Below are 25,800 nucleotides of genomic sequence, written 5' to 3' on the forward strand. Positions count from 1 at the left end.
GTAACATTATTATGCTTAAAAAACCTACCCTCATTGCAGCAGCTTTTGCTAGCTTGTTTGCAAGTAATGCTACTTTAGCAAAACTATCAGCTGAAGAAGTAGCGCGTTTAGGTCAAGATTTAACGCCAATGGGCGCCGAAAAAGCAGGTAACGCTGACGGCTCAATTCCAGCATGGAACAATGGTATTACTGCAGCTCCTGCAGGGTACGAAGTTGGCATGCATCACCTAGACCCTTTTTCAAGTGATAAAGTGCTTTTCACTATTGATAAATCAAACATCGATAAATATAAAGCTAACTTGAGCCCAGGCCAAATTGCTTTGTTTGAAGCGTATCCAGACACATTCAAAATGCCAGTGTATGAGACACGCCGTTCGGCCTCATATCCTCAGTTTGTTTATGATGCAACTAAAGAGTTTGCGCCTACTGCCGAATTGATTGAAGGCGGAAACGGAATTAAAAATACGGCTATTGGTATTCCATTTCCTATCCCTAAAACAGGTTTAGAAGCAATTTGGAACCATTTATTACGTTTTAGAGGTGAGTCAATCGAACGTTTTGGTGGACAAGCTGCACCTACAGCATCTGGTTCTTACAACTATGTTGGTTTTGATGAACAGCTACTTGTTAAATATTCTGATCCAAGTGCTACACCTGCCGAGCTGCAAGACTCAAACATATTGTTTAAGTTTAAACAGAGTGTTACTCAACCGGCACGTCTTGCGGGTACTGCATTACTAGTACATGAAACAATGGACCAAATATTAACGCCACGCCAAGCATGGACATATAATTCTGGTCAGCGTCGTGTTCGCCGTGCACCAAACGTTGCTTATGACGCACCGGGTACTGCAGCAGATAGCTTACGTACTACTGATGACTTTGATATGTTCAATGGCTCACCAAACCGTTACAACTGGACGCTTAAAGGTAAGCAAGAGCTTTATGTTCCATATAATAGCTACAAGCTCCACAGTGACAAGCTAGAGTATGATGACATTTTAAAGCCTGGCCACATCAATCCTGAGCATACTCGTTATGAAAAGCACCGTGTTTGGGTAGTAGAGGCAAACCTCAAAGATGATACGCGTCACATTTATAAAAAACGTGTGTTTTATATAGATGAAGATAGCTGGCAAGTAACGGTAACAGACATTTACGATAACCGTGATCAGCTTTACCGTGTAGCAATGGCTTACGGTCTTAACTACTACGAAGTACCTACTCAGTGGAGTACGTTAGAAGTTTATCATGATTTGAATTCACGTCGTTATTTAGCTATAGGATTAGATAACCAAGAAAAAATGTACGATTTTTCAAAATCATTTAATGATAATGAATTTACATCTAGCGCATTACGTCGCGCAGGTAGATAAATTAAAACTAGGCACCTAAGTTTAAGTTAGGTGCCTTTTTCCTTTCTCATCGCGTTTGTCTTTCAACGCAAAAACTTTCCTCGTTTACAAAGACAAACACTCCTTTCAGTTCAAGGCGATTAAAATTTATGAAGTATTTGGTATGTGCCAGCCTGATTATAAGCGGTGCGAGTTTTGCTCAAGATACACCAAAAAACGCAATTAGTGCGCCTAATGCACAAAAAACACTATTAACCGATATTATCAATACAGGCAATGAATTAGTTGCTGTAGGTAAACATGGCACAGTTATAAAAAGTACAAATGGTGAAACGTGGCAACAAGCAGAACTAGTGCCTACACAAGTGTTATTAACCGCTGTTGATTTTAGTGATGAAAAAAACGGTTGGGCATGTGGGCACGATGCCACAATTATTAACACTGTTGATGGTGGCAATAATTGGCAATTACAACAGGCTAAGCCTTCTTTAGATAAGCCGTGTTTAGATATTCTATTTAAAGATAAATTAGAAGGTTTTGCAGTGGGTGCATATGGCATGTTTTACCATACCACCGATGGTGGTAAACAATGGGAAAAACGATTTTTAGATTCTCTATTGTTCAGTGAAGACAGAGATTATTTAAACGACTTAAAAGACAATGATCCTGAAGGATACGAGGCCGAAACAGCATCAATCCTGCCACATTTTAATCGAATTGAACAAACTTCTGAAGGCTTAATGCTTGTTGGTGAGATGGGCTTACTAGCGAGAAGCACAGATAATGGTAAAACTTGGCTGCGTCTTGAAGAAATATACCCAGGTTCTTTCTTCGCTTTTAATTCAGATAATTCTCAAGAGGTAGTCGCAGGGCTTAGAGGTAATGTTTTCAGCAAGCAGCGTGATGAAGAAGAGTGGCTTCACCTTGAAAGTACTAAAGCTGCTACTGTAAACAGCATTATTAATTACAATAACAAACAGTGGTTAATGTTAGCAAATAGCGGGGTGATTTTTCACTTACAGGATGGGTTATTAACTCATGAGCAACTTGCCGATGGGAAAGCGATACTTGATGGTGTGATTAAAAATAACAAATTGGTAATGGCTACTGAAGATGGCATTAAAGTGAAGGAGTTGACCCCTTAATGCATACTATTTTAGATTTTATAGAAAAAGCGATTTTTAGACATCGCTTAGTTGTGCTTATAAGTTTTGCAATTATTACTTGTTTGCTTATTTTTAAAGCCACGCACATTCAACTAGACGCTTCATTTAATAAAAATATCCCTTTAAATCACGAATACATGAAAGTGTATACCAAGCATGAAAAGCAGTTTGGTGGTGCAAATAGTATTTTAATTTCAGTGTGTGATGACAGTGGTAACATATTCAATCCAGAATTTTTTACTCAGTTAAAAGCTGTTCATGATCAGCTTTATTTTATACCGGGTGTAAACAGACCACTCGTAAACTCTATATTTGCTCCTAGCGCTCGATTTGTCGAAGTAGTTGAGGATGGTTTTGCCGGAGGCCCAATTATTCCTGCAAACTTTAAGGCTAACGAACGTGGCTTAGCCGTTGTTAAAGAAAATATAGAAAAAGCAAAAGTTGTTGGTCGTATGATTGCAAGCGACTATTCGTGTGCAATGGTAACAGCGCAATTATTAGAAACTGACCCACAAACGCAAGAAAAGTTAGACACGTTAGCCTTTGCAGAAAAGCTCGAATCAGAGTTAAGAGAGCCTCTGAGTACCGATAAAGTAAGTATTCATATTATCGGTTTTGCAAAGATGGCTGGTGATATTGCAGAAGGGGCTAAAGGCGTTGTGTTATTTTTTGCAATTGCCATAGCCTTCACATTTATTATGGTTTGGCTGTTCTGTGGAAGCTTAAAGCTTACAATCTTACCCATTGCATGCTCGATCATTGCGGTTGCATGGCAGTTAGGGTTGCTTTCAAGCCTTGGCTTTGGACTTGATCCAATGTCGATATTAGTTCCATTTTTAGTATTTGCTATTGGTGTGAGCCATGGCGTACAAATGATAAACGCGATAGGTAAAAAAGTAAGCGAAGGGAAAAGTACGAGAGTTTGCTGTCAATCAAGTTTTAGAGCGCTTTTAATTCCAGGTGGTATTGCTCTTTTATCAGACACTGTTGGCTTTTTAACTTTGTTGACGATTGATATAGGTATTATCCGTGAGCTTGCAATTACGGCTAGCTTAGGTGTTGCGGTTATTATTTTTACTAACTTAATTTTATTGCCTGTTTGGGCTTCATACATGCAATTTGAAAATAGCATTCATATTCAATCAGGTGACGCAAACAAGCCAAATATGCTTGATAAAATTAGGGATTTATTAGTAAAAGCAACCGATCCTAAAGTAGCTAAAATCATTATTGGCTTTACGCTTGTTTTATTTGCTTTAGGTTACTGGCAAGCTGATAAAATGCGGATAGGTGATTTGCATGCAGGCGCGCCGTCACTTCATCAAGATGCTCGCTATAACCAGGATACTTTTTTAATATCGGACAGATACACTATTTCGTCAGATATTTTAAAAGTGATAGTTGAAGCTTACCCAGCAGCATGTACAGAATATGATGTAATGGAGCGCATTAGCCGTTTTCAATACAAAGTTGAAAATGTTGCAGGTGTTCAATCTGCAGTTAGTTTAAGTTCGGTAGCTCAGTCTGTTAATGCGGGTTACAACGAAGGTAATTTAAAATGGCAGAGCTTGCCGCGTAATTCGGCTTCATTAGTGCAGTCTACAGCACGTGTTGAAACAAGCACGGGTTTACTTAACGGTGATTGTTCTGTGATGCCTGTTATTATCTTTTTAGATGATCATAAAGCGCAGACAATCGACCGCGTTATTGCAAGCGTTAAACAGTTCGCAAATGAAGAAGGGACAGAAAAGCTTGCCTTTAAATTAGCGTCTGGTCCTGTCGGCGTAATGGCCGCTACAAACGAGTCAGTGTCTGAGGCTCAAATACCAATGATGCTATATGTATACGGTGCTGTTATTGCATTATGCTTACTGAGTTTTAGAAGCGTAAAAGCGACTATTGCTGTGGTGTTACCGCTTTATATAGTATCAACGCTTGCACAAGCGTTAATGGTACAGCTAGAAATTGGCTTAACAGTATCAACTTTACCTGTTATTGCCCTAGGGGTAGGTATTGGTGTGGATTACGGTATTTATATACTTTCGTCGATGATGGGGCAGCTTAAACAAAATGTACCATTGTCGATTGCTTATCGTAATGCACTCATTGAACGCGGTAGTGCGGTACTATTTACCGGTATTACTCTCGCTATTGGTGTAAGCACATGGATTTTTTCAGATTTGAAATTCCAAGTTGATATGGGAATACTTCTAACCTTCATGTTTTTAGTGAATATGTTAGGTGCAGTGCTGTTATTACCTGCAATTGGAAGTCTTCTGTGGACCGACCAGAAAAAATAATGTGAATAATATTGCTCCTAAATGGCCACTATTGGCCATTTATATCTATAATTTGTGAATAGATGACCAAATAGCTGAAAAGCTTGAAATGTTTTCATCGAAAAAGCTGTTTATTAGCTGTAAAAGGGTTAGAATTTATCTGACTCCACACTAATAAATGGCTGTACAAATTCCTGCTCTTGAGCAGTAATAGATTAAGGAACATACAATGACACGAAATGAAGGCCAAGCCTCGGTTATCCTAGATAATGTCTGTAAGCTTATCCAGAAAAAAGTTCACGCTGATAATGTGTTACTCGTTGAGAAATTCGCCAAAGCCTTGTACAGCAATATGTCTAAAGAGGATTTGGCAAATCGAAACGACAGTGACTTATACGGTGCTGCACTCAGCCTTTGGAATTCGCTAGAAAAAAATACTACTGACGACGCCGTTATTCGCGTTTTCAATCCCGAAGTGGCAAAAGATGGCTGGCAGTCATCACATACCATCGTAGAAATTATTGCTAAAGATATGCCGTTTTTAGTTGATTCTGTTCGTATGGCCATGACTCGTGAAAATATCGCCTCTCACTTATTACTTCATAGCCCACTTAAAATTCAACGCGATGACAGCGCTAAAATCTCAGGTTTATCTAATTTAAAAGCAGAGCAAGAATCTACATCTACAAAAACAGTTTTTTTCATAGAAATTGATCGCCAAACAGATTCGTCTGCCATTGAGTCTTTCAAAAAAGAATTAGAATCCGTACTTGTTGATGTGTCTGTAGCTGTTGAAGACTGGCAGCCAATAAGAAAAAAACTAATTGAAGTAAGTAAAGAGCTACCTAAGCGCCGCCACGGCAAAAATAGAAGTGAAGTGGCAGAAACCGTTGAATTTTTAGATTGGCTAGTTAGCGATAATTTCACCCTTATGGGCTATCGTGAATACGAGTTAAGTCCTGTTCAGGGGGACTATCAGCTTAAAGGTAAAATGGATACAAGTTTAGGGTTGTTAAAAAACTCTACTGAAGAGCATACTCGCTTGCTTTCTGAGTTACCTGAGGTGGCTCGCCAGGAAGCACGCAGCAGTAATTTATTGATCCTAACTAAAACTAATTCACAGTCTCGTGTTCATCGTCCCGCTTATATTGATTACGTTGGTGTAAAACGTTTTGATGATGAAGGGAATGTTATTGGTGAAGACCGTTTTATTGGTTTATTTTCATCTAATTTTTATAATAATAGTGCTGCTGATGTTCCTGTTTTAAAAAGCAAAATTACTCGCATAATGGATATGTGTGATTTTGCAAAAGGCACACACGCTTACAAAGCGGTATTAAATATTTTAGAAACTTACCCGCGTGATGAGTTAGTACAAGCACGCGAAAATGAGTTACTTGAAGTTGCAACCGGTGTATTACAAGTGCAAGAGCGTGATATGTGTCGCTTATTTGTGCGAAAAGATGCCTATGGTCGCTTTTTCTCTTGTATGGTTTATGTTCCTCGCGAGCGCTACAACACAGCCCTGCGCAGGGAAACTCAAGATATTTTAGGCAATGCATTTAATTCTGACGAAAAAGTCGAATTTACCACTTACTTCTCCGAGTCAACACTAGCACGTACTCATTACACTGTTCGTGTGACTGACAACAATATCGAATTTAATGTGAAAGACATCGAAAATAATTTAATAGAAGCTGCCCGTACTTGGGAAGACAAACTACAATCTGCGCTTTTAGAGTCTGCAGGTGAAGCGCGTGGAAATGATTTAAACCGTAAATATTGTAACGCGTTTGCCCGTTCATACAAAGATGAAGTGTTACCGAGTGCCGCAGTAGTTGATATTGAAAAACTAGAGCTATTAAGTGAAGAAAACAAACTTGAGATGCTTTTTTATCGCCCTCAAGAAGAGGCGAATACAAATATTGTCCGTTTGAGCTTATTTCATAAAGATGAGCCAATTCATTTATCAGATGTAATGCCAATGCTAGAAAACTTTGGTTTACGTGTAATAGGTGAAACACCTTATTCGGTTAAAACTAGTGATGGCCGAATTAATTGGATTATGGATTTCTCTATGCTGATTGCCAGTAAAGGGATGGATGATTTTGATAAGGTGTCTGCTCGTTTTCGTGCGGCTTTAACCAATGTATGGAATAACCGTTTAGAAAATGACGGTTTTAACCGTTTAGTGCTAATGGGCGGCTTAACGGGTCGTGAAGCCTCTATTTTGCGTGCTTATGCTAAATACATGCGCCAAATTGGTGTTACTTTTTCTCAAACATATATTGAAAGTACGTTTGCTAACTACCCACATATTGCGTCTCAAATCGTTAACTTATTCGCTAAACGCTTTTCTGTGAAGAGCCCTGCGAGTTCTAAAACATTGGACAAGTTAATAGCACAAATTTACCTTGAGCTTGAAAACGTAGCCAATCTTGATGATGACCGCATTATACGTTTATACGTAGATATGATTGTGGCTACGCTGCGCACTAACTACTACCAAAAAGACGCTCAGAACCAGTTTAAATCATACGTATCATTTAAAATACAACCTAGTTTGATCCCTGACGTACCGTTACCGCTACCTGCTTTTGAAATATTTGTTTATTCGCCTCGTGTTGAAGGCGTACATTTACGCTTTGGTAAGGTAGCTCGCGGTGGCTTACGTTGGTCGGACCGTCGTGAAGACTTCCGAACAGAGGTTTTGGGATTAGTTAAAGCGCAACAAGTTAAAAACACTGTAATTGTACCTGTTGGCTCTAAAGGTGGATTTGTATGTAAGCAGCTACCATCAGAGCGCGATGCTTTTATTAAAGAAGGCCAAGAGTGTTATAAAATATTTATTAGAGGTTTATTAGATATCACTGACAATATTGCACGTGGTGAAATAGTGCCAGCAAGTAATGTTGTTCGTCATGATGAAGATGATGCGTATTTAGTAGTGGCTGCTGATAAAGGAACAGCAACGTTTTCTGATATAGCTAACGGTATTGCAAATGAGTACAACTTTTGGCTTGGTGATGCCTTTGCATCGGGTGGTTCTGTAGGTTACGACCATAAAAAAATGGGTATAACCGCTAAAGGTGCATGGGAGTCTGTTAAGCGTCACTTCCGTGAGATGGATATTGACTGTCAAACTACTGATTTTACAGTAGTTGCAATTGGCGATATGGCTGGAGACGTATTTGGTAATGGCATGTTGCTGTCTAAGCACATTCGTTTACAAGTTGCATTTAACCATATGCATATATTTGTAGACCCTAATCCTGATGCCTCAAAATCGTATGTAGAGCGTGAACGTTTATTTAATATGCCTCGTTCTTCGTGGGAAGACTACAACAAAGATCTTATTTCAGCCGGCGGTGGTATTTTCTCTCGAGCTGCAAAATCGATTACCCTTAGCCCAGAAATGAAAAAAATGCTGGGTACTAAAAAAGCAAGCATGACACCAAATGAGTTGATGAAAGCATCATTAATGATGGAGTTTGATTTGCTCTGGAATGGTGGTATTGGTACATACATCAAGCACACAAAAGAGACCGATGCTGACGTAGGCGACCGTGCAAACGACGCGCTACGTATAAATGGTAAAGAATTGGGTGCTAAAGTACTAGGTGAGGGTGGTAACCTAGGTGCTACGCAACTTGGACGCATAGAATTTGCTGAACAAGGCGGACGCGTAAATACTGACTTTATTGATAACGTTGGCGGCGTTGCTTGTTCAGATAATGAAGTAAATATTAAAATTTTACTTAATGGTTTAGTTGCTGAAGGTGATTTAACACTTAAGCAGCGTGATGAACTGCTTTATTCTATGACTGATGAAGTATCAGAATTGGTATTAAAAGACTGTTATCGTCAAACACATACAATTTCAATCACGCAATCTCGTGGTACATCGACACTTAAGGAAAAGATCCGCTTTATTCATGCCCTTGAGAAAGATGGCAAATTAGACCGTGCGATAGAGTTTATTCCAAGTGATGAAGAGTTAGCAGAGCGAGCAGCATCAGGCAAAGATCTAACGCGTCCTGAGCTTTCAGTGTTAGTTTCATACGCTAAAATGGTGTTAAAAGATTCGCTTGTAACGGATGAAATTACAGAAAACCTGTATTATCGCCAATTACTAGTTAAATCATTCCCACGTCCACTACGTGAGAAATTTAATGACGCAATGAATAATCACCCACTTCGTAAAGAAATTATAGCGACTAAACTTGCTAATAATATTGTTAATGACATGGGCTTAAATTTCATGGTTCGTATGCACGAAGAAACAGGTGCAAGCGAAGCAGAAATTGCGATGTGTTACTCAATTGCCAGTGAAATTTTTGAAATGCGTGATACGTGGTCATCAATCAGCGCTTTAGATAATAAAATTCCAGCGGCAGTACAGACAGAAATGCTTTACCAACTTCGTAGAACTGTTCGCAGAGCAACTCGATGGTTCTTGCGTCATCGCAATAAATCACAAACGATTGAGCAAGGTATTGAGTACTTCTCACCAACATTTAGTGATTTGAGTGATAACTTGAACACTTATATTGTTGAAAAGGAAAGTGCTCGCATAGATGAAGCTGCAACTAAGTTAACAGATAGTGGAGTACCATTAGATATAGCTAAGCGCATCGTTTCATTATCTAGCTTGTTCTCGGTGATGGACTTAGCAGAAATTGCTAATAATTCGCGTAGAGGCATTGCTATGGTGTCTAATACTTACTTTAAGCTTGGTGCAAGAATGGGCTTACATTGGTTCTTAGATCAAATAACTAACCAACCTGTTGCTAACCATTGGCAAGCGTTGGCCCGTTCATCATATCGTGAAGAGTTAGATTGGCAGCAACGAACATTGGCTCAGGTTGTTTTAAATAGCTTTGAAGCAGATGAAAAAGACGTTGATTACCAAATTGATGAGTGGATGGATAAGCAGGAATTATTACTTACTCGTTGGAAGCAAATGCTGGCTGAATTTAAAACGTCGCAAAGTCATGATTTTGCCAAGTTCTCAGTGGCATTGCGTGAACTAATGCTATTGAGTCACAATTGTGATACACCAGCAAAATAAAATAATTTTGCGCATTATTATTTATTAACTAAGTAATAAGCTAATTATTAAAAATGTTATATAATACCTCAGCCTTGACTGAGGTATTTTTTTGTCTGTAATTTAAAGAGGAATATATTCATGTTTTACGATTTAGCTCGCCGTTTTATGTTTACCCGTGATGCGGAGTGGGCACATGAATTTGCTCTTAATAATTTAAGCCGCTTTGCTAATACGCCTTTGAGTGCCGCATGGTCGCAATCTGTAGCAAATAAGCCCGTTAACTTTTTAGGTCTTGAATTTAAAAATCCGGTTGGCTTAGCTGCAGGTTTAGATAAAAATGCAGAGTGCATAGATGCATTTAGCCAAATGGGTTTTGGTTTTATAGAGGTGGGTACTGTTACACCTCGCCCGCAAGCAGGTAACGATAAACCCCGTATATTTAGATTGCCAGAATCAAACGCTATTATTAATCGTATGGGCTTTAATAATAAAGGTGTTGATAATTTAATTAGTAATGTAAAAGCAGCAAATTACAACGGCATATTAGGTATTAATATAGGTAAAAATAAAGATACCCCTAATGAGCAAGGTAAAGACGATTACATACATTGTATGAGAAAAGTTTTTGAGCATGCCTCTTATATTACTGTGAATATTTCTTCACCAAACACACCCGGCCTGAGAGATTTACAATACGGTGCTGCACTTGATGATTTATTGCAAAGTCTTAAAAATGAGCAGCTAGATTTAATTTCAAAACATAATAAGCAAGTTCCTATGCTTGTTAAAATTGCGCCGGATCTTGATCCTATTCAAATCGAACAGGTAAGTGAATCACTGCTAAACAATAAAATTGACGGGGTAATTGCAACTAATACAACACTAGAACGAAGTGATGTGATCGGTCAGCAGTATGCTGAGGAAGCCGGTGGTTTATCAGGACACCCTGTAAGAACACGTTCTACAGAAGTAGTTAGTGAATTAAAACGATTAACAAAAGGCCAGTTACCTATTATTGGTGTTGGCGGAATTGATGATGCTAATTCAGCTAAAGAGAAGCTTAATGCGGGTGCTAGTTTAGTCCAAGTTTATACAGGTTTTATTTATAAAGGCCCTGAATTGGTAAAATCGATCGTAAACGGCTTATAAGGATCAGTTATCTAAGCTTTTGATCGTTCGATAAATGTTCTAAGCATTTATGTATAAAATGGTCAAAAGCAGTTATACTTTGAACTGATACTATTTTTAATAAAGCCCACAAGGAGGAGCAAATGTTACAAGCATCAAAGCAATGGCAGTGGATTGCTTGTCCTAATAAAAATCGTTTATTACTTGATTTGAACGATGAAATGCAGCTTTGCACACCTTATAAAATAAGGCAGCTAACAGATTTAGTTATCAAAAACCCTAACTTTAGTTTAGAAGATGCTGCATTTTACGAACAAGTTTATAATTATCTGGACGGGTTTGAAATCTGGTCTGGTGCACAAATATGTCAAATAGCATTAAATGCTACAGCGGTTAAGTTTCATTTAAAACCTGTGCTAGCAAAAAGCTGGTTTTTTAATGAATATACCGGCAGCCAACCAAGTGTTGAAGCAGTCGTTAAATTAGTCTCTAAGGCGCAAACGGGCGACTTTTTGATTGTCGATCACTGTAGTGATGCCTCGGTTTGCTTAAATTTAAGCGAGTATTTTCAATTAGACGAAAATTTATCTCTTGCTCAATTTGAAGCTATCAAAATTCTAAATAATCGCGTTCATCCTATCTTAACTCAGCAACTTAAATTTAAAACTGCCTAAGTAATTTACGCTATTAAGCATGTGTTATGGCGTGTTTGTCCCTCAACCTATGGTATAATCCTGCGCAATTAGCTATTAAGGGTTACTACTTTGCAATTTATCGCACTTACTTCTATCGGAATCGAAAATTTATTGGTTGATGAGTTAACAGAACTTGGCGCTGCTGTGTCTAAGCAAACTGTTGGTTCTGTTCGTTTTGAGGCTGACTCATTACTAGCGCAAAAGGTTTGTTTATCAAGCCGTTTTGCAACGCGTGTGCTTATGCTTATCGAAGAAAAAGAAGGCGTTGATGATAAAGATAGCTTGTATAAATTTGCTCGTTTTCAACCTTGGCAAGAATGGTTTGGCCCAACGCAAACATTTGCTGTAGATTTTAACGGTACTAATGATTCGTTAAAGAATACACAGTTTTCAGGTTTAGTAATTAAAGATGCTATTGTTGACTACTTTAATGATTTGTATGAGCAACGCCCTAATGTTGATAAACAGGATGCCAATGTTCGTGTTGTTGCACGTTTAAATCGTCACGGTGTTTCTTTATATATTGACTACTCAGGACCAAGACTATCTGAACGTGGGTACCGACAGGGACAAGGTAAAGCGCCGATAAAAGAGCATTTAGCGGCTGCAATTATTAAACGCAGCGGATGGCTAGATAACGTTAAACAACCTCTGTTTGACCCATGTTGTGGTGCGGGTACTATTTTAATAGAAGCCGCAGGTATGGCACGTAATGAAGCGCCAGGTTTGTTTCGTGAAGGCTTTGCTTTTGAGCGTTTACCTAGTTTTAGAGTGGCAAAATTTAAAGCGTTAAAAGAAGAACTACTTGCAAATATAACCGACCCGAAACTTTGGTTAATAGGCCACGACTACGATGCTCAGGTATTAAGTAAAGCCATTGATAATGCAAAGCGTGCCGAGCTTGATGACATAATTAAATTTAAGCAAAGCGACGCAACAAAGTTAACCGCAGTAGCTAAATTACCAGGTGTGGTTATTTCAAATTTGCCTTATGGTGAACGTATTGGCTCTATGGCTGAGTTAGTTGATTTACACCGTAATTTAGGTGTCGGCTTTAAAAAGCATTTTAACCATTGGAAACTGGCGTTATTGGGCATGGATGAGAGTTTATTTAAACTTTTAAAGCTTGTTAAATTAAAACGTTATAAATTTAAAAATGGTCCATTAGATGTAGAGCTTAACTTATATCAACTAGATGACAAGCAAGTCAGCTTGACGACTGATGACAAAAAAGCCCTTAATTATGAAGGTTCAATGTCGTTTGCTAACCGTCTTAAAAAAAATAAACAAGGCCTTAAAAATTGGTTAAAGCAAAACAAAGTCGACGCGTATCGCGTTTATGATGCTGATATTCCAGAATACAATGTAGCGGTTGATGTATATAACGACAGTGCTGTAATTTTTGAGTACGCGGCACCGAAAGAAATAGATGAAAAGGTGTCTGATAAGCGCCTTCAGGACGTCATTAGCTTAACAGCGCAACAACTAAACATAGCACCTGAAAACATAGCCGTAAAAGTTCGCAAAAAGCAAAAAGGTGAAGAGCAATACACCCCTATGGCTAAGCAAAATAGAACTATGGTTGTTGAAGAGTTTGGTGCTAAATTTAAGGTTAATTTATTTGATTATCTAGACACGGGTTTATTTTTAGATCATCGTTTAGTTCGTCGCTACATTCAAGAAAACGTCAAGGACAAACGTTTTTTAAATTTATTTGCCTACACAGGAAGTGCTTCAGTTCATGCAGCCATTGGTGGGGCAAAGGCTATAACCACAGTTGATTTATCCAAAACCTATTTAAAATGGGGCCAAGATAATTTTGATTTAAATAATATTAGCAACACGCGTTATCGTTTTGAGCAAGCAGATTGCCTTAAATGGCTAGAGCATGCGACTGCGCAATATGATTTAATATTTCTTGATCCGCCAACATTTTCAAATTCAAAGCGAATGAAAGATGCGTTTGATGTCCAGAGCGATCATATTAAGTTACTTACTTGGGTTAAAAAAATTCTTAGCCCGTCTGGAACATTGATTTTTTCTAACAACAAACGTGGCTTTGTTATGGATGAAGTTGGATTGATTGGTTTAGGTTTAAAAGCCGTTAATATTTCTGAGAAAACACTCTCACCAGACTTTAAGCGTAATAAAAAAATTCATAACAGCTGGTTAATTACCCATGGCTAAGTGGACTTTATACCATACGGAAGGGTGTCATTTATGTGAACAAGCCCACGCATTAATAACACCGTTATTAATGAGCGAGGGCAGTTTATTGTTAACAGACATAATGACTGACAAACAGCTTATTGCGCAATATCAGGTAAGTATTCCTGTTTTAAAAAATGAACATGGCCAACAATTGTTTTGGCCTTTTACTGCAGAACAAGTGCAAATATTTTTAGCACTGGCAGATTAAGAGCATTGTAGAATTATGGATTTAATAAGAATTTCGAAAGCACAGCTTGCCTTTGGTACACATGCGTTACTTAACAACGCAGATGCTGTTATTGAAAGTGGTGAGCGAGTTTGTATTGTGGGGCGTAACGGCGCAGGTAAATCAACGCTGTTAAAAGTATTAGACGGCCAAGTAATATTGGATGATGGTGAAATAAACCAGCTCGGTGGTTTAAAGATTTCTCGTCTTGAACAAGATCCACCTAAAGGGGCCAGCGGTACCGTATTTGATTATGTTGCCCAAGGTATGCCAGAAATTGCTAATTTACTTATCGATTATCACCATGTGAGTAATGAACTGCAAACTGAATGTACCGATCAATTATTAAATAAACTTGAGCGCTTATCTAATAAGCTAGAAGCCGCTGATGGCTGGCGCTTCGATAGCCGTATTCAATTAGTATTAACTAAGCTTGAGCTGACACCTGATGCGAAACTTGAATCGCTTTCAGGTGGATGGTTACGTAAGGTTGCACTGGCACGTGCATTAGTTAGTGAGCCAGACTTGTTGCTATTAGACGAACCAACAAACCACTTAGATATGACAAGTGTGATGTGGTTAGAGCAGTTCTTAAAAGACTTTAAAGGTGGGATTGTATTTATATCTCACGATCGTGCGTTTATTCGTGCAATTGCTACGCGTATTTTGGATTTAGACCGCGGCAAACTTATTTCATACCCAGGTGACTACGCCACTTATCTAGAACAAAAAGCGCATGACTTAAAAGTAGAAGAAAGTCAAAATGCACTCTTTGATAAACGATTAGCTGAAGAAGAAGCGTGGATCCGTCAGGGCGTAAAAGCCCGGAGAACTCGTAATGAAGGCCGTGTTCGTGAATTAAAACAATTACGTAATGAGCGCAAGCAACGAGTTGATCAAGTTGGTAAAACAGATTTCAATATTGAAACTGCAGACCGCTCAGGTAAATTAGTTTTCGAAGCTAAGCATTTATCTCATGCTTTTAAAGAGAAAACGATTGTAAGCGATTTTTCTACTTTAGTTATGCGTGGCGACCGTATCGGTTTAGTCGGTCCTAATGGTGTGGGTAAAACAACTCTATTAAAACTAATGTTTGGTGACTTAGCACCTGACAGCGGTGAAACTAAGCAGGGTGTTAACTTAGAGTTTGCTTACTTTGATCAATACCGTGAAAAGTTAGACGAAGAAGCAACAGTACAAGACAATGTTGCAGAAGGTAAGCAAGAAGTCATGATGGGGGGGCGCTCTCGTCATGTATTAGGTTATTTACAAGACTTTTTGTTTCCACCTGCGCGCGCTAGAACACCCGTTAAGGCCTTATCTGGCGGCGAAAAAAACCGATTATTACTTGCTAAGCTATTTTTAAAACCATCGAATATCCTGGTATTGGATGAGCCAACCAATGATTTAGACATTGAAACACTTGAGCTGTTAGAAGACATTATTAATCAGTATCAAGGTACCGTTATTATTGTAAGCCATGACCGTGAATTTATCGATAATACATGCTCTAGTGTATGGGCATTTGAAGGTAACGGAAAAGTGACAGATATAGTCGGCGGTTATAGTGACTATGAAGCTTATGTAAGTTATTTAGCAGAACAAGAAAAACAAGCTGTTCAACCAGCTGCAAAAAAAGTAGAAAAGCAACCGACCCCTGCTGCAAAGCCAGCCGCTAAAACGAATAAGCTTTCTTACAAATTAAAACTTGAATTAGAGCAGTTGCCTAATAAAATGGAGCAACTTGAAGCTGACGTAGAAGCCCAGCAAAATGTGGTAGGCGATCCTGACTTTTTTAAACAAGACAGTGACATAACAACCAAAGCATTGAACCATTTAGCACAACTTGAGTCTGACCTTGAAGCCGCTTTTGAGCGATGGGAAGAACTTGAAGAATTACAGAATCAGTAGTAAGGACTAAAATGAAATATAAATTACTCGCTGCCAGTATCTTAGCGACATTGAGTACATCAGCTATTAGTGCAACATACCAATTAAGTGAATTAGGCACACTCGATAATGCAAAATTTTCTTACGTTACTGATGCAAGTGAAAGCGGGCACATAATTGGTTTAGCAAATGAGTTATATAACTTACCCATAGATACCAGTTATATTGATTTTACAGATAATACAATTGAGAGTGCTTACGACAGAGAAGTTTCAATTTTCGAACTAAGTGATAAGGTAATTACTTTTACACTTGATGATATAGAGAATAATGATGCAGCTTTGACTAATCCTGATGCACATGACTTTATGGTTAGATTTTTATCAGGTTTATCGACTAATTTTGAATATCAAAAACTAAATTCGTTTACCGGTATTAGATTTAACGAAAATGAAGTTGTTGAACAGTCTCTTTTTGATGTTTCTTCAGTAGACTATGATGGTTTAACTCGTTCTACTTTTAACGTTTACAACGCCGTGAGCGAAGACGGAGTCTCAGTTGGTTGGGGGAGTGCACCCTATGACAAAGTTTCTTTCACACCAGAGGATGAAGATGAGGCTGAAACTTGGTTTACTCATGACTTTATCGAACAAGGAATTGTAATAGGTGCTGATGGCACAGAAGTACCTCTTGTTCCTGAGTTCAATGAATACGGGGGTACAAGCCGTGCCAATGATATTGTTAAAACTAATAATGGTTATATTGTTGTAGGCAATGTGTCAACGGATATTAACTTTGAAAGATTAGAAGATATTGATGAAAATTGCGATGGCGAAGATGAACCCGTTTCTTCTTGTATTAATCTATTAAATAGCAATTTTCTTGGCGGAATTTTTAACAAGCGAGCTGTCAAGTGGCAGTTGGATGACTCCCTTAATATTACTTCTGTAGAAGAACTTGGGTTAGCTTTAACTCCAGATGAAGATGAAGTGGAAGAAGACACATTTACCAGTACTGCTTTTGCAGTAAATGCAAATGGTGTTGCAGTAGGCTCATCACATACACGTTATAAAAATAATGATAATACATTTGTTACAATGCCTGTGTACTTCAAAGATGGCGAAGTTGTTACTTATATTGACCAAGAAAATGACTCTAATCAGACAGGGATTTCTTCAGCAATAAATGATGAAAATATTATTGCTGGTTATGTAACTCGAATAGTTGAAAACACTCGGGTAAGAAAATTCTTTTATCATGATATCGCTACTGGTAACACTGTTTACCCTACAAACTTCTTTTTAGCAGCAAACTCGACTGCTAACGATATCAATAATCAAGGTTATATTGTTGGTGAGAGTGAATTAGGTGGATCGGACAGTTCACGAGATAAAGCCGCATTTATTTATAAAATTGGTGAAGATAAAATAACTAACATTAATGACTTTTTACCATGTTATGAATCAGATGGTGAAACTGATTACCCATACACAGTTGTTGAAGCTAATGTTATTAATGAGAATAACGAAGTGTTTGGTGTAGCCACCAAAACAGTAGAAAAGCGTGACACACTTGGTGGTATAGTGACTGATATCAACGGTAATATTGAATTTGAAACCGTCGCTGTTGCAGTTAAATTAACTCCTCTGGATAATGGTGAAATTGAAGATTGCGCACCGCCAGAGGCCGAATTTTTTGAAAGAAGTTCAGCCAGTACCTCTTGGTTAGCGTTATTTCTGTTACCATTAATTGGTATTCGACGCGTATTTCGTTTTTAAATATTTTTGAATAAAAAACCCAGCTTTCTAGCTGGGTTTTTTTTCGTCTATACTATTCAAAGGATCGATATTATTTGCGTGCAGCTCTTGCCTTTACAACAGAGCGGCGCCATAAAATATCAATGCCAAAATAGCCTATGATTGATGCTATAGAGGCGCATACAAGCGAGCCAACTAAGAATGCAGGGCCAATGGTTTCGATACTCTGCTCAAACCAAGCCCAGTTAAGCTCAAAAGCAAAGTGTTGTTCTGGTTGATTTAAAACAAGAGTGCCAACGAGGTAAGACCCATAAAAAATAGGTGGCATGGTTAAAGGATTAGTAAGCCAAACAAGTGTTGCTGAGATAGGTAAGTTAACTCTAAATAAAATAGCAGTCGCTGCGGCTAAAACCATTTGAAAGGGAACAGGGATGAAAGCAAAAAATAAACCAACTGCAAAGGCTCCTCGAGCAGAACGTCTGTTTAAGTGCCAAAGATTTGCATCTTGCAAAAGCTTACCAAAAATTTTTAACGATTTGTGATGTCTAATTTTATTCGGATCGGGTAAAAATCTTTGGATAGTTTTCTTAGCCATTTAAAGCAACCATTTACATCAGTGTGGATCAGTCTTGGTTTTGTAATTGGCTGTATTTCAACCGTGTTTTATTACGAAACTCTCGAATTTATTATTATTACAGTGTCCATTGTAATAATAGGCGCTTATTTTAAGCCGTTTTTGTCTTTATTGTTAGGCTTTATTTGTGGAATTTGTATCGTTATAGCGCATTATCATATTTTTTATAACTTTGAGCACATAATTAATGATGAAAAGTACGCATATCCAGTCGAAGTTGTAATAAAAGAAGTCATCTCAAACAAAGCTCCCCAATATGTCAAAGCAAAATTAGTGCGTATTAATGGAAAATACTATTCTAATTTGAGTGCACCTAGCGCGATGTTAAGCGTTAATTTAGATCACCCATTGCGTGCTAATGATCGTTTTGTGGCAAGTGTTAATTTAAAAAAATTTAGAAGTAATAAGAACTTTAATGTATTTGATAACGAACTGTATGCATTTAAGCAGCGAATTTTCTTTAAAGGAAAAGTTCTTAATAAAGAATTAAAAATCAAAAGCACTTCAGAACAAAATAGTGTTCAAAGTTATAAAAGCTTCATTAAAAATACTTACGAAAATACAACACTAAATTGGCTTTACTATGCTTTATTAACAGGGGATAAGACGTTAATGACACCGAGTGATAAGCAGCTGATGCAATCACTGGGTTTAAGCCATTTACTTGCTATTTCAGGCTTACACATTGGGTTGGTGTTCGGTTTTGGTTTCTTCATTACAAAATGGGTATTTATCCACGTTAAATTGTTTAATAATCAAACGATGAATTTTTCAATTGCTTACAGTGCGATTGGTTTTGTATCAGCGTTTGTTTATGTCTATTTAAGTAACTTTTTGGTTTCAGCGACTCGTGCACTAATAATGCTTGGCTGTTATTTACTTCTATATTATTTTCAAAGGCAGCCAATGAGATGGCGCAGTATTTTGTTTGCGCTTGTTATTGTACTCGTTGTTAATCCGTTCAATACCCTTAATCCTGGATTATATTTTTCATTTTTTGCAGTCGTGGTTATTTTTTTAGTTATTAAAAATATACCTCCCTCTACCAATTCATTTCTAAAGGTACTTTTTGCATTAATTACTATTCAGGCTGCACTATTTATTGGTTTACTGCCTCTGTCTTTTTACTTTTTTAATGGCGTGAGTATTGCTGGCTTAGTCATAAACTTAGTCGCAATTCCATTTCTTTCATTGATTTTCATGCCTTGTTTATTTTTATTAACGGCTATAAGTGCCGTATTTGATATTAGTATGGTGATTATTTTTATCGATAGCGGTTTAGCTTTTATTTTTACCTGTTTAAATAAATTACCGGCAGGTTTTGGTTGGCTAAACATAGGAATTATTGGTCTAAGTGTCATTATTTATGCTTATCTTACTCTTTTAATTTTTTATTTTTCGCCATATAGGCGGCTCGCTTTTTTACCTTTAATCATGCTCTATATTGATTATTTACTTGCTGATAAGCCTACATGGAAATTACATGTATTCGATGTTGGGCACGGTCTTATGGCGCTTATTGAAAAAGATGATAAAGGGTTTATTTATGATTTTGGACCTAGTTACTTTAATCGTTTTAGCCGTGCTAAAAGTATTTTGTTACCTTTTATTGATATAAATAATATTGCAGTGACTCATTCTGTAGTTAGTCACTTTGATAATGACCATTCCGGTGGTTTATCTCATTTTATCGGCGCAGGTTTAAAGTTTTCATTTAATGAATTTCACCCTAATGGACCCTCAAAGGGGTGTATTCCAAACGAAGTAAACATGGCTGGGCTAGTAATTAAAAGCTTCTCATCCCCCTTATATGGCAATGAAAATGATGAATCTTGTGTAATAAAGGTTTCAGATAAAGAGCACAGCGTTCTATTTACAGGCGATATTTCAAAAAATAGAGAATCGCAACTGATAAACTCTAGCGATAGTTTAAAAAGTACAGTGTTACTTAGCCCTCATCACGGTAGTAGTACGTCATCAAGTAAGAAATTTATTACTGCAGTTATGCCACAGATTGTTATTCACTCAAGTGCTTACAAAGGGCAGTGGCAATTTCCTAAAACAGAAGTTGTTGAGCGTTATAGAAACATTAATGCCTTGCAGTATGTTACTGGGCAACACGGGCAAATTACGGTGGAGTTTTACGAAAAGACTGTGACTGTTATTACAGCACGAGATTACCAAAGCTACTGGTTTATAAAAGATTGACGTTTTGTTTTAGTTCTAGCAAGGATACAATAGGGTCTGTAATTGAATAAAGAGAGTATTATGGATCAAAGTACTACACAAATTTACAAGCGTTTAATTTCTTACGTAGGTGCTTACAAAAGCGTGGCAATAATTGCTATTGTTGGCATGATAGGCTATTCCGGTATGGATGCTTTATTTATTCAATTAATGAAGCCTTTTATTGATGAAGGTTTAAATCAACGAAATAACGAAGTATTAAAATACGCCCCTTTTGTAGTAATAGCTTTGGTTATTGGTCGTGGTATTTTTAATTTTATGTCATCTTATTGCCTAAGCTATGTGGGCTCGCAAGTTGTTCGTTCACTCCGACAGGAATTATTTGAACATATTTTACATTTACCTGTTTCATTTCACGATAAAAATTCAACAGGTGACCTAATTTCTAAAATTACGTTTGATACAGAACAAGTTCAACAAGCAATAACCAAAGCATTATTGATTGTAGTGCGAGAAGGGGCATTTGTTGTGTTTCTGCTTGGTGTAATGTTTTATACAAGCTGGCAATTATCTCTGATATTTTTAGTTATTATTCCTTTAGTTGCGCTGATCGTTGCAATAGTATCTAAGCGTTTTCGTCATATTTCTAAAAATATACAATCTGCTATGGGCCAAGTAACAAGAAGCTCAGAGCAAATGCTCAGTGGCCATAAAGTGATTCATGGTTTTGGCGGTCAAGAGAGAGAAATTAATCAATTTTCTAAAATTAATAATCATAACCGACAACAACGTATAAAAATGGATGCCACAAAGGCATTAAGTGTTTCAGTTATTCAAATACTTGCAGCGAGTGCTATGGCCGTTATTTTGTGGGTGGTATCAATGCCTTCAATGATAGACAGCATTAGCTCAGGCGACTTTGTTGTGCTTATTTCATCGATGATGATGTTACTTCGTCCGCTAAAACAGTTAGCTAACGTTAATAGTGATATGCAGCGCGGTATTTCTGCGGCGCAAAGTATATTCTTAATACTTGACGAAAGTATAGAAAAAAATACAGGCACAGTATCTGTAACAAAAGCCAAAGGTTTAATTGAGGTCAAAAATGTGACCTTTAAATATCCCACAAAAGATGAGCCTGTATTAAATAACTTAACGCTTACAATTCAAGCCGGCGAAAGTATTGCGTTAGTTGGGCGTTCGGGTTCAGGTAAATCAACAATTTCTAATTTATTACCACGTTACTATGATTTAGACTTACCAAGTCAAATACTGTTAGATGGTATTCCTTTAAATGATTATAAGCTTACAGATTTGCGACGCCAATTTGCGCTAGTATCGCAACAGGTTGTGCTGTTTAACGACACTATAGCTAACAATATATGTTATGGAATTCAGCGAGATATTACAGATGCTGAGTTATTGCAGGTAGCTAAGCAGGCGCACGTGTGGGAGTTTGTAAAAGACTTACCTGAAAAGCTAAATACCATGGTAGGTGAAAACGGAGTGATGCTCTCTGGTGGTCAACGTCAACGCATTGCTATAGCTAGAGCTATTTTAAAAGATGCCCCTATTTTAATATTAGATGAGGCAACATCTGCATTAGATACAGAGTCCGAAAAACTGATTCAACATGCGCTTGATGACTTAATGAAAGATAAAACATCAATTGTCATTGCACATCGATTATCTACAATTGAAAATAGCGATAAAATTTACGTTATCGATAATGGCCGTGTTATTGAAAGTGGCGATCACACCAGCTTACTTTCAAACGATGGAACTTATTCAGCGTTGTGTAAAATGCAGTTTGGCGAGTAACCGTGAATAAAATCGAAAAAAGCTGGTATGAACCAGTTGGAATTATCACATTACTTTTTTTGCCATTGTCAGCTTTATTTTGGCTAATTTCGATTACCAGAAAGCAGATGTATCGCTTTGGAATATTTAAGCAATTTAAAAGCGACATACCTATTATTGTTGTTGGTAACATTAGCGTGGGTGGAAATGGTAAAACACCGTTTGTATTATGGCTTTATGACTTTTTAACAAAACAAGGGTTGTCAGTTGGAATTATTAGCCGAGGTTATGGTGGTAAGGCGACTAATTATCCTTTAATTGTTAAAGATAATACGCCAGCTGCTGAGGCGGGTGATGAGCCTAAACTTCTGTTTCATCGTCTAAAATGCCCAATTGCTATAGGGCCAAACCGACAACGCAATATTGAGTTACTAGCGCGTGATTATAATTTAGATATCATTATCTCTGACGATGGTATGCAGCATTACAAAATGGCGCGGACTATTGAATGCTGTATTGTCGATAGTCAACGTCAATTTGGAAATGGGTTACTAATGCCTGCAGGGCCATTAAGAGAAACTCCTGCACGTTTGAAGTCGGTAGATTTGATTGTTGAAAACGGTGGGCAGAATAGTAATAACTACACATTAGAGCCTGCAGCGCTCAGGTCAGTAAAAAGTTCCTTTCCTGTTAGTGAATTGATTACAAATGGCCATGCAGTTAGCGCAATAGGTAATCCTAAGCGTTTTGAAAATACCTTAAAAAAACAGGGGATAACATTATTATCTTCAAATCACTTTAGGGATCATCATCCATACACTGCCGAAGATTTTACCCGATTTGGTAACGACAATATTCTAATGACCGAAAAAGACGCCGTAAAATGCAGCGAGTTTGCCAAAGATAATTGGTATTATTTACCAGTAAATGCAAAGCCAACACAGGCTGTAATAAATAAATTAACTTTAATATTAAAAGAAAAAGGGATCCTAAATGGCCTTTGATACTAAATTACTCGACATAATTGCATGCCCTGTATGTAAAGGAAAATTACGTTTTGATAAAGACAACAGTGAACTAATTAGTACTGCTGCAAAACTCGCATACCCTGTTAAAGATGATATTCCGGTATTACTTGAAAATGAAGCAAGAGAGTTATCGTTAGAAGAGGTTGAAAAGTGGAATTCGTAGTCGTTATACCTGCGCGCTATGCTTCAACAAGATTACCAGGAAAACCGCTAGCAGATATTTGTGGTAAACCTATGATTCAACATGTTTATGAGAAAGCATGTTTATCAGGTGCAAGCCAAGTGATAATTGCAACCGATCATCAAAAAGTATTTGATGAGGTTAGTACGTTTACTAATGATGTTGTGATGACGCGTGAAGATCACCAGTCAGGCACCGAGCGCTTAGCGGAGGTAGTTGCTTTATTAAATTTAGATAGCAATACCATAGTTGTAAATGTTCAAGGTGATGAACCATTACTAGCTCCCGATAACGTTTTACAAGTAGCTAAGTTGTTAAATGAATCATCAGCACCCATGGCTACATTAAGCGTTGCCATTGAAGATAAAGACGACATATTTAATCCTAATGCAGTCAAGGTTGTTAGCGATATAAATAAAAACGCGTTGTATTTTTCGCGTGCAAGTATTCCGTTTGATCGACATGCGATGTTAGAAGAAAAAAGAGATTTAGAGCTTTCATCATTTCAACGCCACGTGGGTATTTACGCTTACAGAGCAGGGTTTATTAATCAATATATTGCACTTAGTGTTTCTCCTTTGGAGTTATTAGAGTCATTAGAGCAGCTGCGTGTTTTGTATCATGGTTATAGTATTAAAATAGAGCAGGCAAAAGTAGCTCCGCATGCAGGTGTTGATACCGCTGAAGATTTAGCAAAAGTAATCGCGTTTTTACAAAATAAAAATGCGTGACCTTTGAATGAACTTAATATTAAACGTGGTATATGAGCATTCTGATTTTTATGTTGTCGAAAAACCAACACAACTAAGCTTTCATTCAGAAGATGGACCTGGCTTTGTTGTGCTAGCTGAGCGACAATTTAATGAGAAACTTTACGCAGTTCATAGACTAGATAAAGTAACTTCGGGTCTAATTATTTTAGCAAGAAATAAAAGCGCTGCAGTAACGTTTACGGAGCTTTTTGCACAACATTCTATTGATAAATTTTATCTTGCTATTACAGACTCTAAACCTAAAAAAAAGCAAGGTTGGGTTAAAGGAGACATGGCCAAGTCGCGCCGTGGTACCTATAAGCTATTGGCATCTAATTTAAATCCTGCAATTACCCGTTTTTATTCAATTAGTTTTAAAGCGGGTTTTAGAGCGTTTATTTTAAAACCTTTCTCGGGTAAAACACACCAGCTAAGAGTTGCCTTAAAAAGTATAGGATCCCCAATATTGGGTGATATTGCTTACTCAGGCACGGCTTCAGATAGAACATATTTGCATGCTTATGCATTGAGCTTTACTTGGAAGGGTGAGAACTTACAATTTACGCTATTACCTAGTAACGGTGATGCGTTTTTAACCTTGCTACAACATGATAATTTTCAAGCATGGCGTTCGCCATGGGAACTGGACTGGTAAATGAGTGAAAAAATAACTGACATCCGCTTTGGTGGCATTAAACGTTTATATGGTCATCAGCAATTCGATTGGCTTCAAGAGGCTCACTTTTGTGTTGTTGGCATTGGTGGAGTGGGGAGTTGGGCAGCTGAGGCGCTAGCCCGCACCGGTTTAGGTAAAATAACGCTCATAGATCTTGATGATATTTGTGCGACCAATGTAAACCGTCAAATCCATGCCTTATCTGGAACGATTGGTCATGCTAAAGTCGACGCAATGAAAGCGCGTTGTGAACTTATAAATCCAGAATGCAACATTGATGTCATTGATGACTTTATAACACTCGAAAATATTAAAGAGCACATTCACGGCTTTGACTATGTGATCGATTGCATTGATGCGGTCAAAGAAAAAGCAGCACTCATTGCCCATTGCAAGCGAAATAAAATGCCTATTATTACCACTGGTGGTGCTGGTGGTCAAACTGACCCTAGTCAAATTACATTCGGTGATGTAGCTAAAACAACGCAAGATCCTTTACTTGCAAAGGTGCGCTACATATTACGTAAACAGTATAACTTTAGTAATAACCCTAAACGAAAATTTAATGTTGATTGCGTTTACTCAACAGAGCAATTAGTTTATCCAGGGAGTGATGGTAGTGTTTGCCATGCAAAGCAAAGTACAGATGGCAGCATGAATATGGATTGCAATAACGGTTTTGGCTCTGTAACGATGATTACAGGAAGTTTCGGCTTTTTTGTAGCAGCCAAAGCTATTCGCAAATACCTAGATAAAAAGCAGCGTTTGCAGGTTTAGCACTA

General features: G+C 37.7%; 18 protein-coding genes. 17 read left to right on the forward strand and 1 reads right to left on the reverse strand.

Annotation, left to right across the window (positions count from 1 at the left end):
* The first annotated feature begins 11 nt into the window (after positions 1-11).
* The 10 genes from PMAN_RS06130 to PMAN_RS06175 all read left to right on the forward strand — a co-directional run bounded on the left by PMAN_RS06130 (position 12) and on the right by PMAN_RS06175 (position 17,781).
* Positions 12-1,376, forward strand: a complete 1,365-nt coding sequence (locus PMAN_RS06130; protein WP_010556417.1) for a DUF1329 domain-containing protein — start codon at positions 12-14, stop codon at positions 1,374-1,376.
* A 128-nt stretch (positions 1,377-1,504) separates the two neighbouring features.
* A complete protein-coding gene (locus PMAN_RS06135) occupies positions 1,505-2,500 on the forward strand; it encodes a WD40/YVTN/BNR-like repeat-containing protein (protein ID WP_010556418.1) in 996 nt (331 codons plus the stop codon).
* The gene (locus PMAN_RS06140; RefSeq protein WP_006792813.1) at positions 2,500-4,821 is read left to right on the forward strand and encodes an efflux RND transporter permease subunit; all 2,322 of its coding nucleotides are present in this window, start codon (positions 2,500-2,502) and stop codon (positions 4,819-4,821) included. The genes PMAN_RS06135 and PMAN_RS06140 overlap by 1 nt, the downstream gene beginning before the upstream one ends.
* 208 nt (positions 4,822-5,029) lie before the next feature.
* Complete coding sequence (locus PMAN_RS06145) at positions 5,030-9,871, forward strand: NAD-glutamate dehydrogenase (RefSeq protein ID WP_010556419.1); 4,842 nt, start codon at positions 5,030-5,032, stop codon at positions 9,869-9,871.
* Between the two features lie 120 nt (positions 9,872-9,991).
* The gene (pyrD, locus tag PMAN_RS06150) at positions 9,992-11,002 is read left to right on the forward strand and encodes a quinone-dependent dihydroorotate dehydrogenase (RefSeq protein WP_010556420.1); all 1,011 of its coding nucleotides are present in this window, start codon (positions 9,992-9,994) and stop codon (positions 11,000-11,002) included.
* A gap of 122 nt (positions 11,003-11,124) precedes the next feature.
* Positions 11,125-11,655, forward strand: coding sequence for a cell division protein ZapC (locus PMAN_RS06155; protein WP_010556421.1), 531 nt, complete (start codon positions 11,125-11,127; stop codon positions 11,653-11,655).
* A gap of 90 nt (positions 11,656-11,745) precedes the next feature.
* Positions 11,746-13,863 (forward strand): bifunctional 23S rRNA (guanine(2069)-N(7))-methyltransferase RlmK/23S rRNA (guanine(2445)-N(2))-methyltransferase RlmL, encoded by a 2,118-nt coding sequence (rlmKL, locus tag PMAN_RS06160; protein ID WP_010556422.1) that lies wholly within the window; start codon positions 11,746-11,748, stop codon positions 13,861-13,863.
* Positions 13,856-14,095: a glutaredoxin family protein gene (locus PMAN_RS06165; protein WP_006792808.1), complete on the forward strand. Its 240-nt coding sequence runs from the start codon at positions 13,856-13,858 to the stop codon at positions 14,093-14,095. The genes rlmKL and PMAN_RS06165 overlap by 8 nt, the downstream gene beginning before the upstream one ends.
* 15 nt (positions 14,096-14,110) lie before the next feature.
* Complete coding sequence (uup, locus tag PMAN_RS06170) at positions 14,111-16,024, forward strand: ATP-binding cassette ATPase Uup (protein ID WP_010556423.1); 1,914 nt, start codon at positions 14,111-14,113, stop codon at positions 16,022-16,024.
* An 11-nt stretch (positions 16,025-16,035) separates the two neighbouring features.
* Positions 16,036-17,781: a DUF3466 family protein gene (locus tag PMAN_RS06175; RefSeq protein ID WP_010556424.1), complete on the forward strand. Its 1,746-nt coding sequence runs from the start codon at positions 16,036-16,038 to the stop codon at positions 17,779-17,781.
* A gap of 70 nt (positions 17,782-17,851) precedes the next feature.
* Here the strand turns inward: PMAN_RS06175 and PMAN_RS06180 are convergent, their stop codons facing one another.
* Positions 17,852-18,355 carry a DUF2062 domain-containing protein gene (locus PMAN_RS06180; protein WP_006792805.1) on the reverse strand — a complete coding sequence of 168 codons (504 nt, stop codon included), beginning with the start codon at positions 18,353-18,355 and terminating at the stop codon, positions 17,852-17,854.
* Here PMAN_RS06180 and PMAN_RS06185 point away from each other — a divergent pair.
* The 7 genes from PMAN_RS06185 to tcdA are packed head-to-tail and all read left to right on the forward strand — an operon-like array spanning position 18,335 to position 25,795.
* A complete protein-coding gene (locus PMAN_RS06185) occupies positions 18,335-20,602 on the forward strand; it encodes a DNA internalization-related competence protein ComEC/Rec2 (protein ID WP_010556425.1) in 2,268 nt (755 codons plus the stop codon). The genes PMAN_RS06180 and PMAN_RS06185 overlap by 21 nt on opposite strands.
* A 60-nt stretch (positions 20,603-20,662) precedes the next feature.
* On the forward strand, positions 20,663-22,402 hold the full coding sequence (gene msbA / locus PMAN_RS06190) for a lipid A export permease/ATP-binding protein MsbA (RefSeq protein WP_010556426.1): 1,740 nt from the start codon (positions 20,663-20,665) through the stop codon (positions 22,400-22,402).
* A gap of 2 nt (positions 22,403-22,404) precedes the next feature.
* Complete coding sequence (gene lpxK / locus PMAN_RS06195; RefSeq protein WP_010556427.1) at positions 22,405-23,385, forward strand: tetraacyldisaccharide 4'-kinase; 981 nt, start codon at positions 22,405-22,407, stop codon at positions 23,383-23,385.
* Positions 23,375-23,572, forward strand: a complete 198-nt coding sequence (locus tag PMAN_RS06200; RefSeq protein ID WP_006794732.1) for a Trm112 family protein — start codon at positions 23,375-23,377, stop codon at positions 23,570-23,572. Before lpxK ends, PMAN_RS06200 begins: the two co-directional genes overlap by 11 nt.
* Complete coding sequence (kdsB, locus tag PMAN_RS06205) at positions 23,560-24,321, forward strand: 3-deoxy-manno-octulosonate cytidylyltransferase (RefSeq protein ID WP_010556428.1); 762 nt, start codon at positions 23,560-23,562, stop codon at positions 24,319-24,321. Before PMAN_RS06200 ends, kdsB begins: the two co-directional genes overlap by 13 nt.
* Positions 24,322-24,328: 7 nt before the next feature.
* Positions 24,329-24,997: a TIGR01621 family pseudouridine synthase gene (locus tag PMAN_RS06210; protein WP_010556429.1), complete on the forward strand. Its 669-nt coding sequence runs from the start codon at positions 24,329-24,331 to the stop codon at positions 24,995-24,997.
* Complete coding sequence (gene tcdA / locus PMAN_RS06215) at positions 24,998-25,795, forward strand: tRNA cyclic N6-threonylcarbamoyladenosine(37) synthase TcdA (protein ID WP_010556430.1); 798 nt, start codon at positions 24,998-25,000, stop codon at positions 25,793-25,795.
* Positions 25,796-25,800: the final 5 nt, after the last annotated feature.

Source organism: Pseudoalteromonas marina (genome assembly GCF_000238335.3).
Taxonomy (GTDB): Bacteria; Pseudomonadota; Gammaproteobacteria; order Enterobacterales; family Alteromonadaceae; genus Pseudoalteromonas; species Pseudoalteromonas marina.

Excerpts from the sequence above, each read along its gene's own strand:
- PMAN_RS06210 (WP_010556429.1), top strand. The coding sequence starts at position 24,329 with ATGAACTTAATATTAAACGTGGTATATGAGCATTCTGATTTTTATGTT.
- PMAN_RS06175 (WP_010556424.1), top strand. The coding sequence starts at position 16,036 with ATGAAATATAAATTACTCGCTGCCAGTATCTTAGCGACATTGAGTACA.
- PMAN_RS06180 (WP_006792805.1), bottom strand. The coding sequence starts at position 18,355 with ATGGCTAAGAAAACTATCCAAAGATTTTTACCCGATCCGAATAAAATT.
- PMAN_RS06145 (WP_010556419.1), top strand. The coding sequence starts at position 5,030 with ATGACACGAAATGAAGGCCAAGCCTCGGTTATCCTAGATAATGTCTGT.
- pyrD (WP_010556420.1), top strand. The coding sequence starts at position 9,992 with ATGTTTTACGATTTAGCTCGCCGTTTTATGTTTACCCGTGATGCGGAG.
- uup (WP_010556423.1), top strand. The coding sequence starts at position 14,111 with ATGGATTTAATAAGAATTTCGAAAGCACAGCTTGCCTTTGGTACACAT.
- PMAN_RS06200 (WP_006794732.1), top strand. The coding sequence starts at position 23,375 with ATGGCCTTTGATACTAAATTACTCGACATAATTGCATGCCCTGTATGT.
- msbA (WP_010556426.1), top strand. The coding sequence starts at position 20,663 with ATGGATCAAAGTACTACACAAATTTACAAGCGTTTAATTTCTTACGTA.
- tcdA (WP_010556430.1), top strand. The coding sequence starts at position 24,998 with ATGAGTGAAAAAATAACTGACATCCGCTTTGGTGGCATTAAACGTTTA.
- PMAN_RS06140 (WP_006792813.1), top strand. The coding sequence starts at position 2,500 with ATGCATACTATTTTAGATTTTATAGAAAAAGCGATTTTTAGACATCGC.
- PMAN_RS06165 (WP_006792808.1), top strand. The coding sequence starts at position 13,856 with ATGGCTAAGTGGACTTTATACCATACGGAAGGGTGTCATTTATGTGAA.
- PMAN_RS06155 (WP_010556421.1), top strand. The coding sequence starts at position 11,125 with ATGTTACAAGCATCAAAGCAATGGCAGTGGATTGCTTGTCCTAATAAA.
- PMAN_RS06135 (WP_010556418.1), top strand. The coding sequence starts at position 1,505 with ATGAAGTATTTGGTATGTGCCAGCCTGATTATAAGCGGTGCGAGTTTT.
- PMAN_RS06130 (WP_010556417.1), top strand. The coding sequence starts at position 12 with ATGCTTAAAAAACCTACCCTCATTGCAGCAGCTTTTGCTAGCTTGTTT.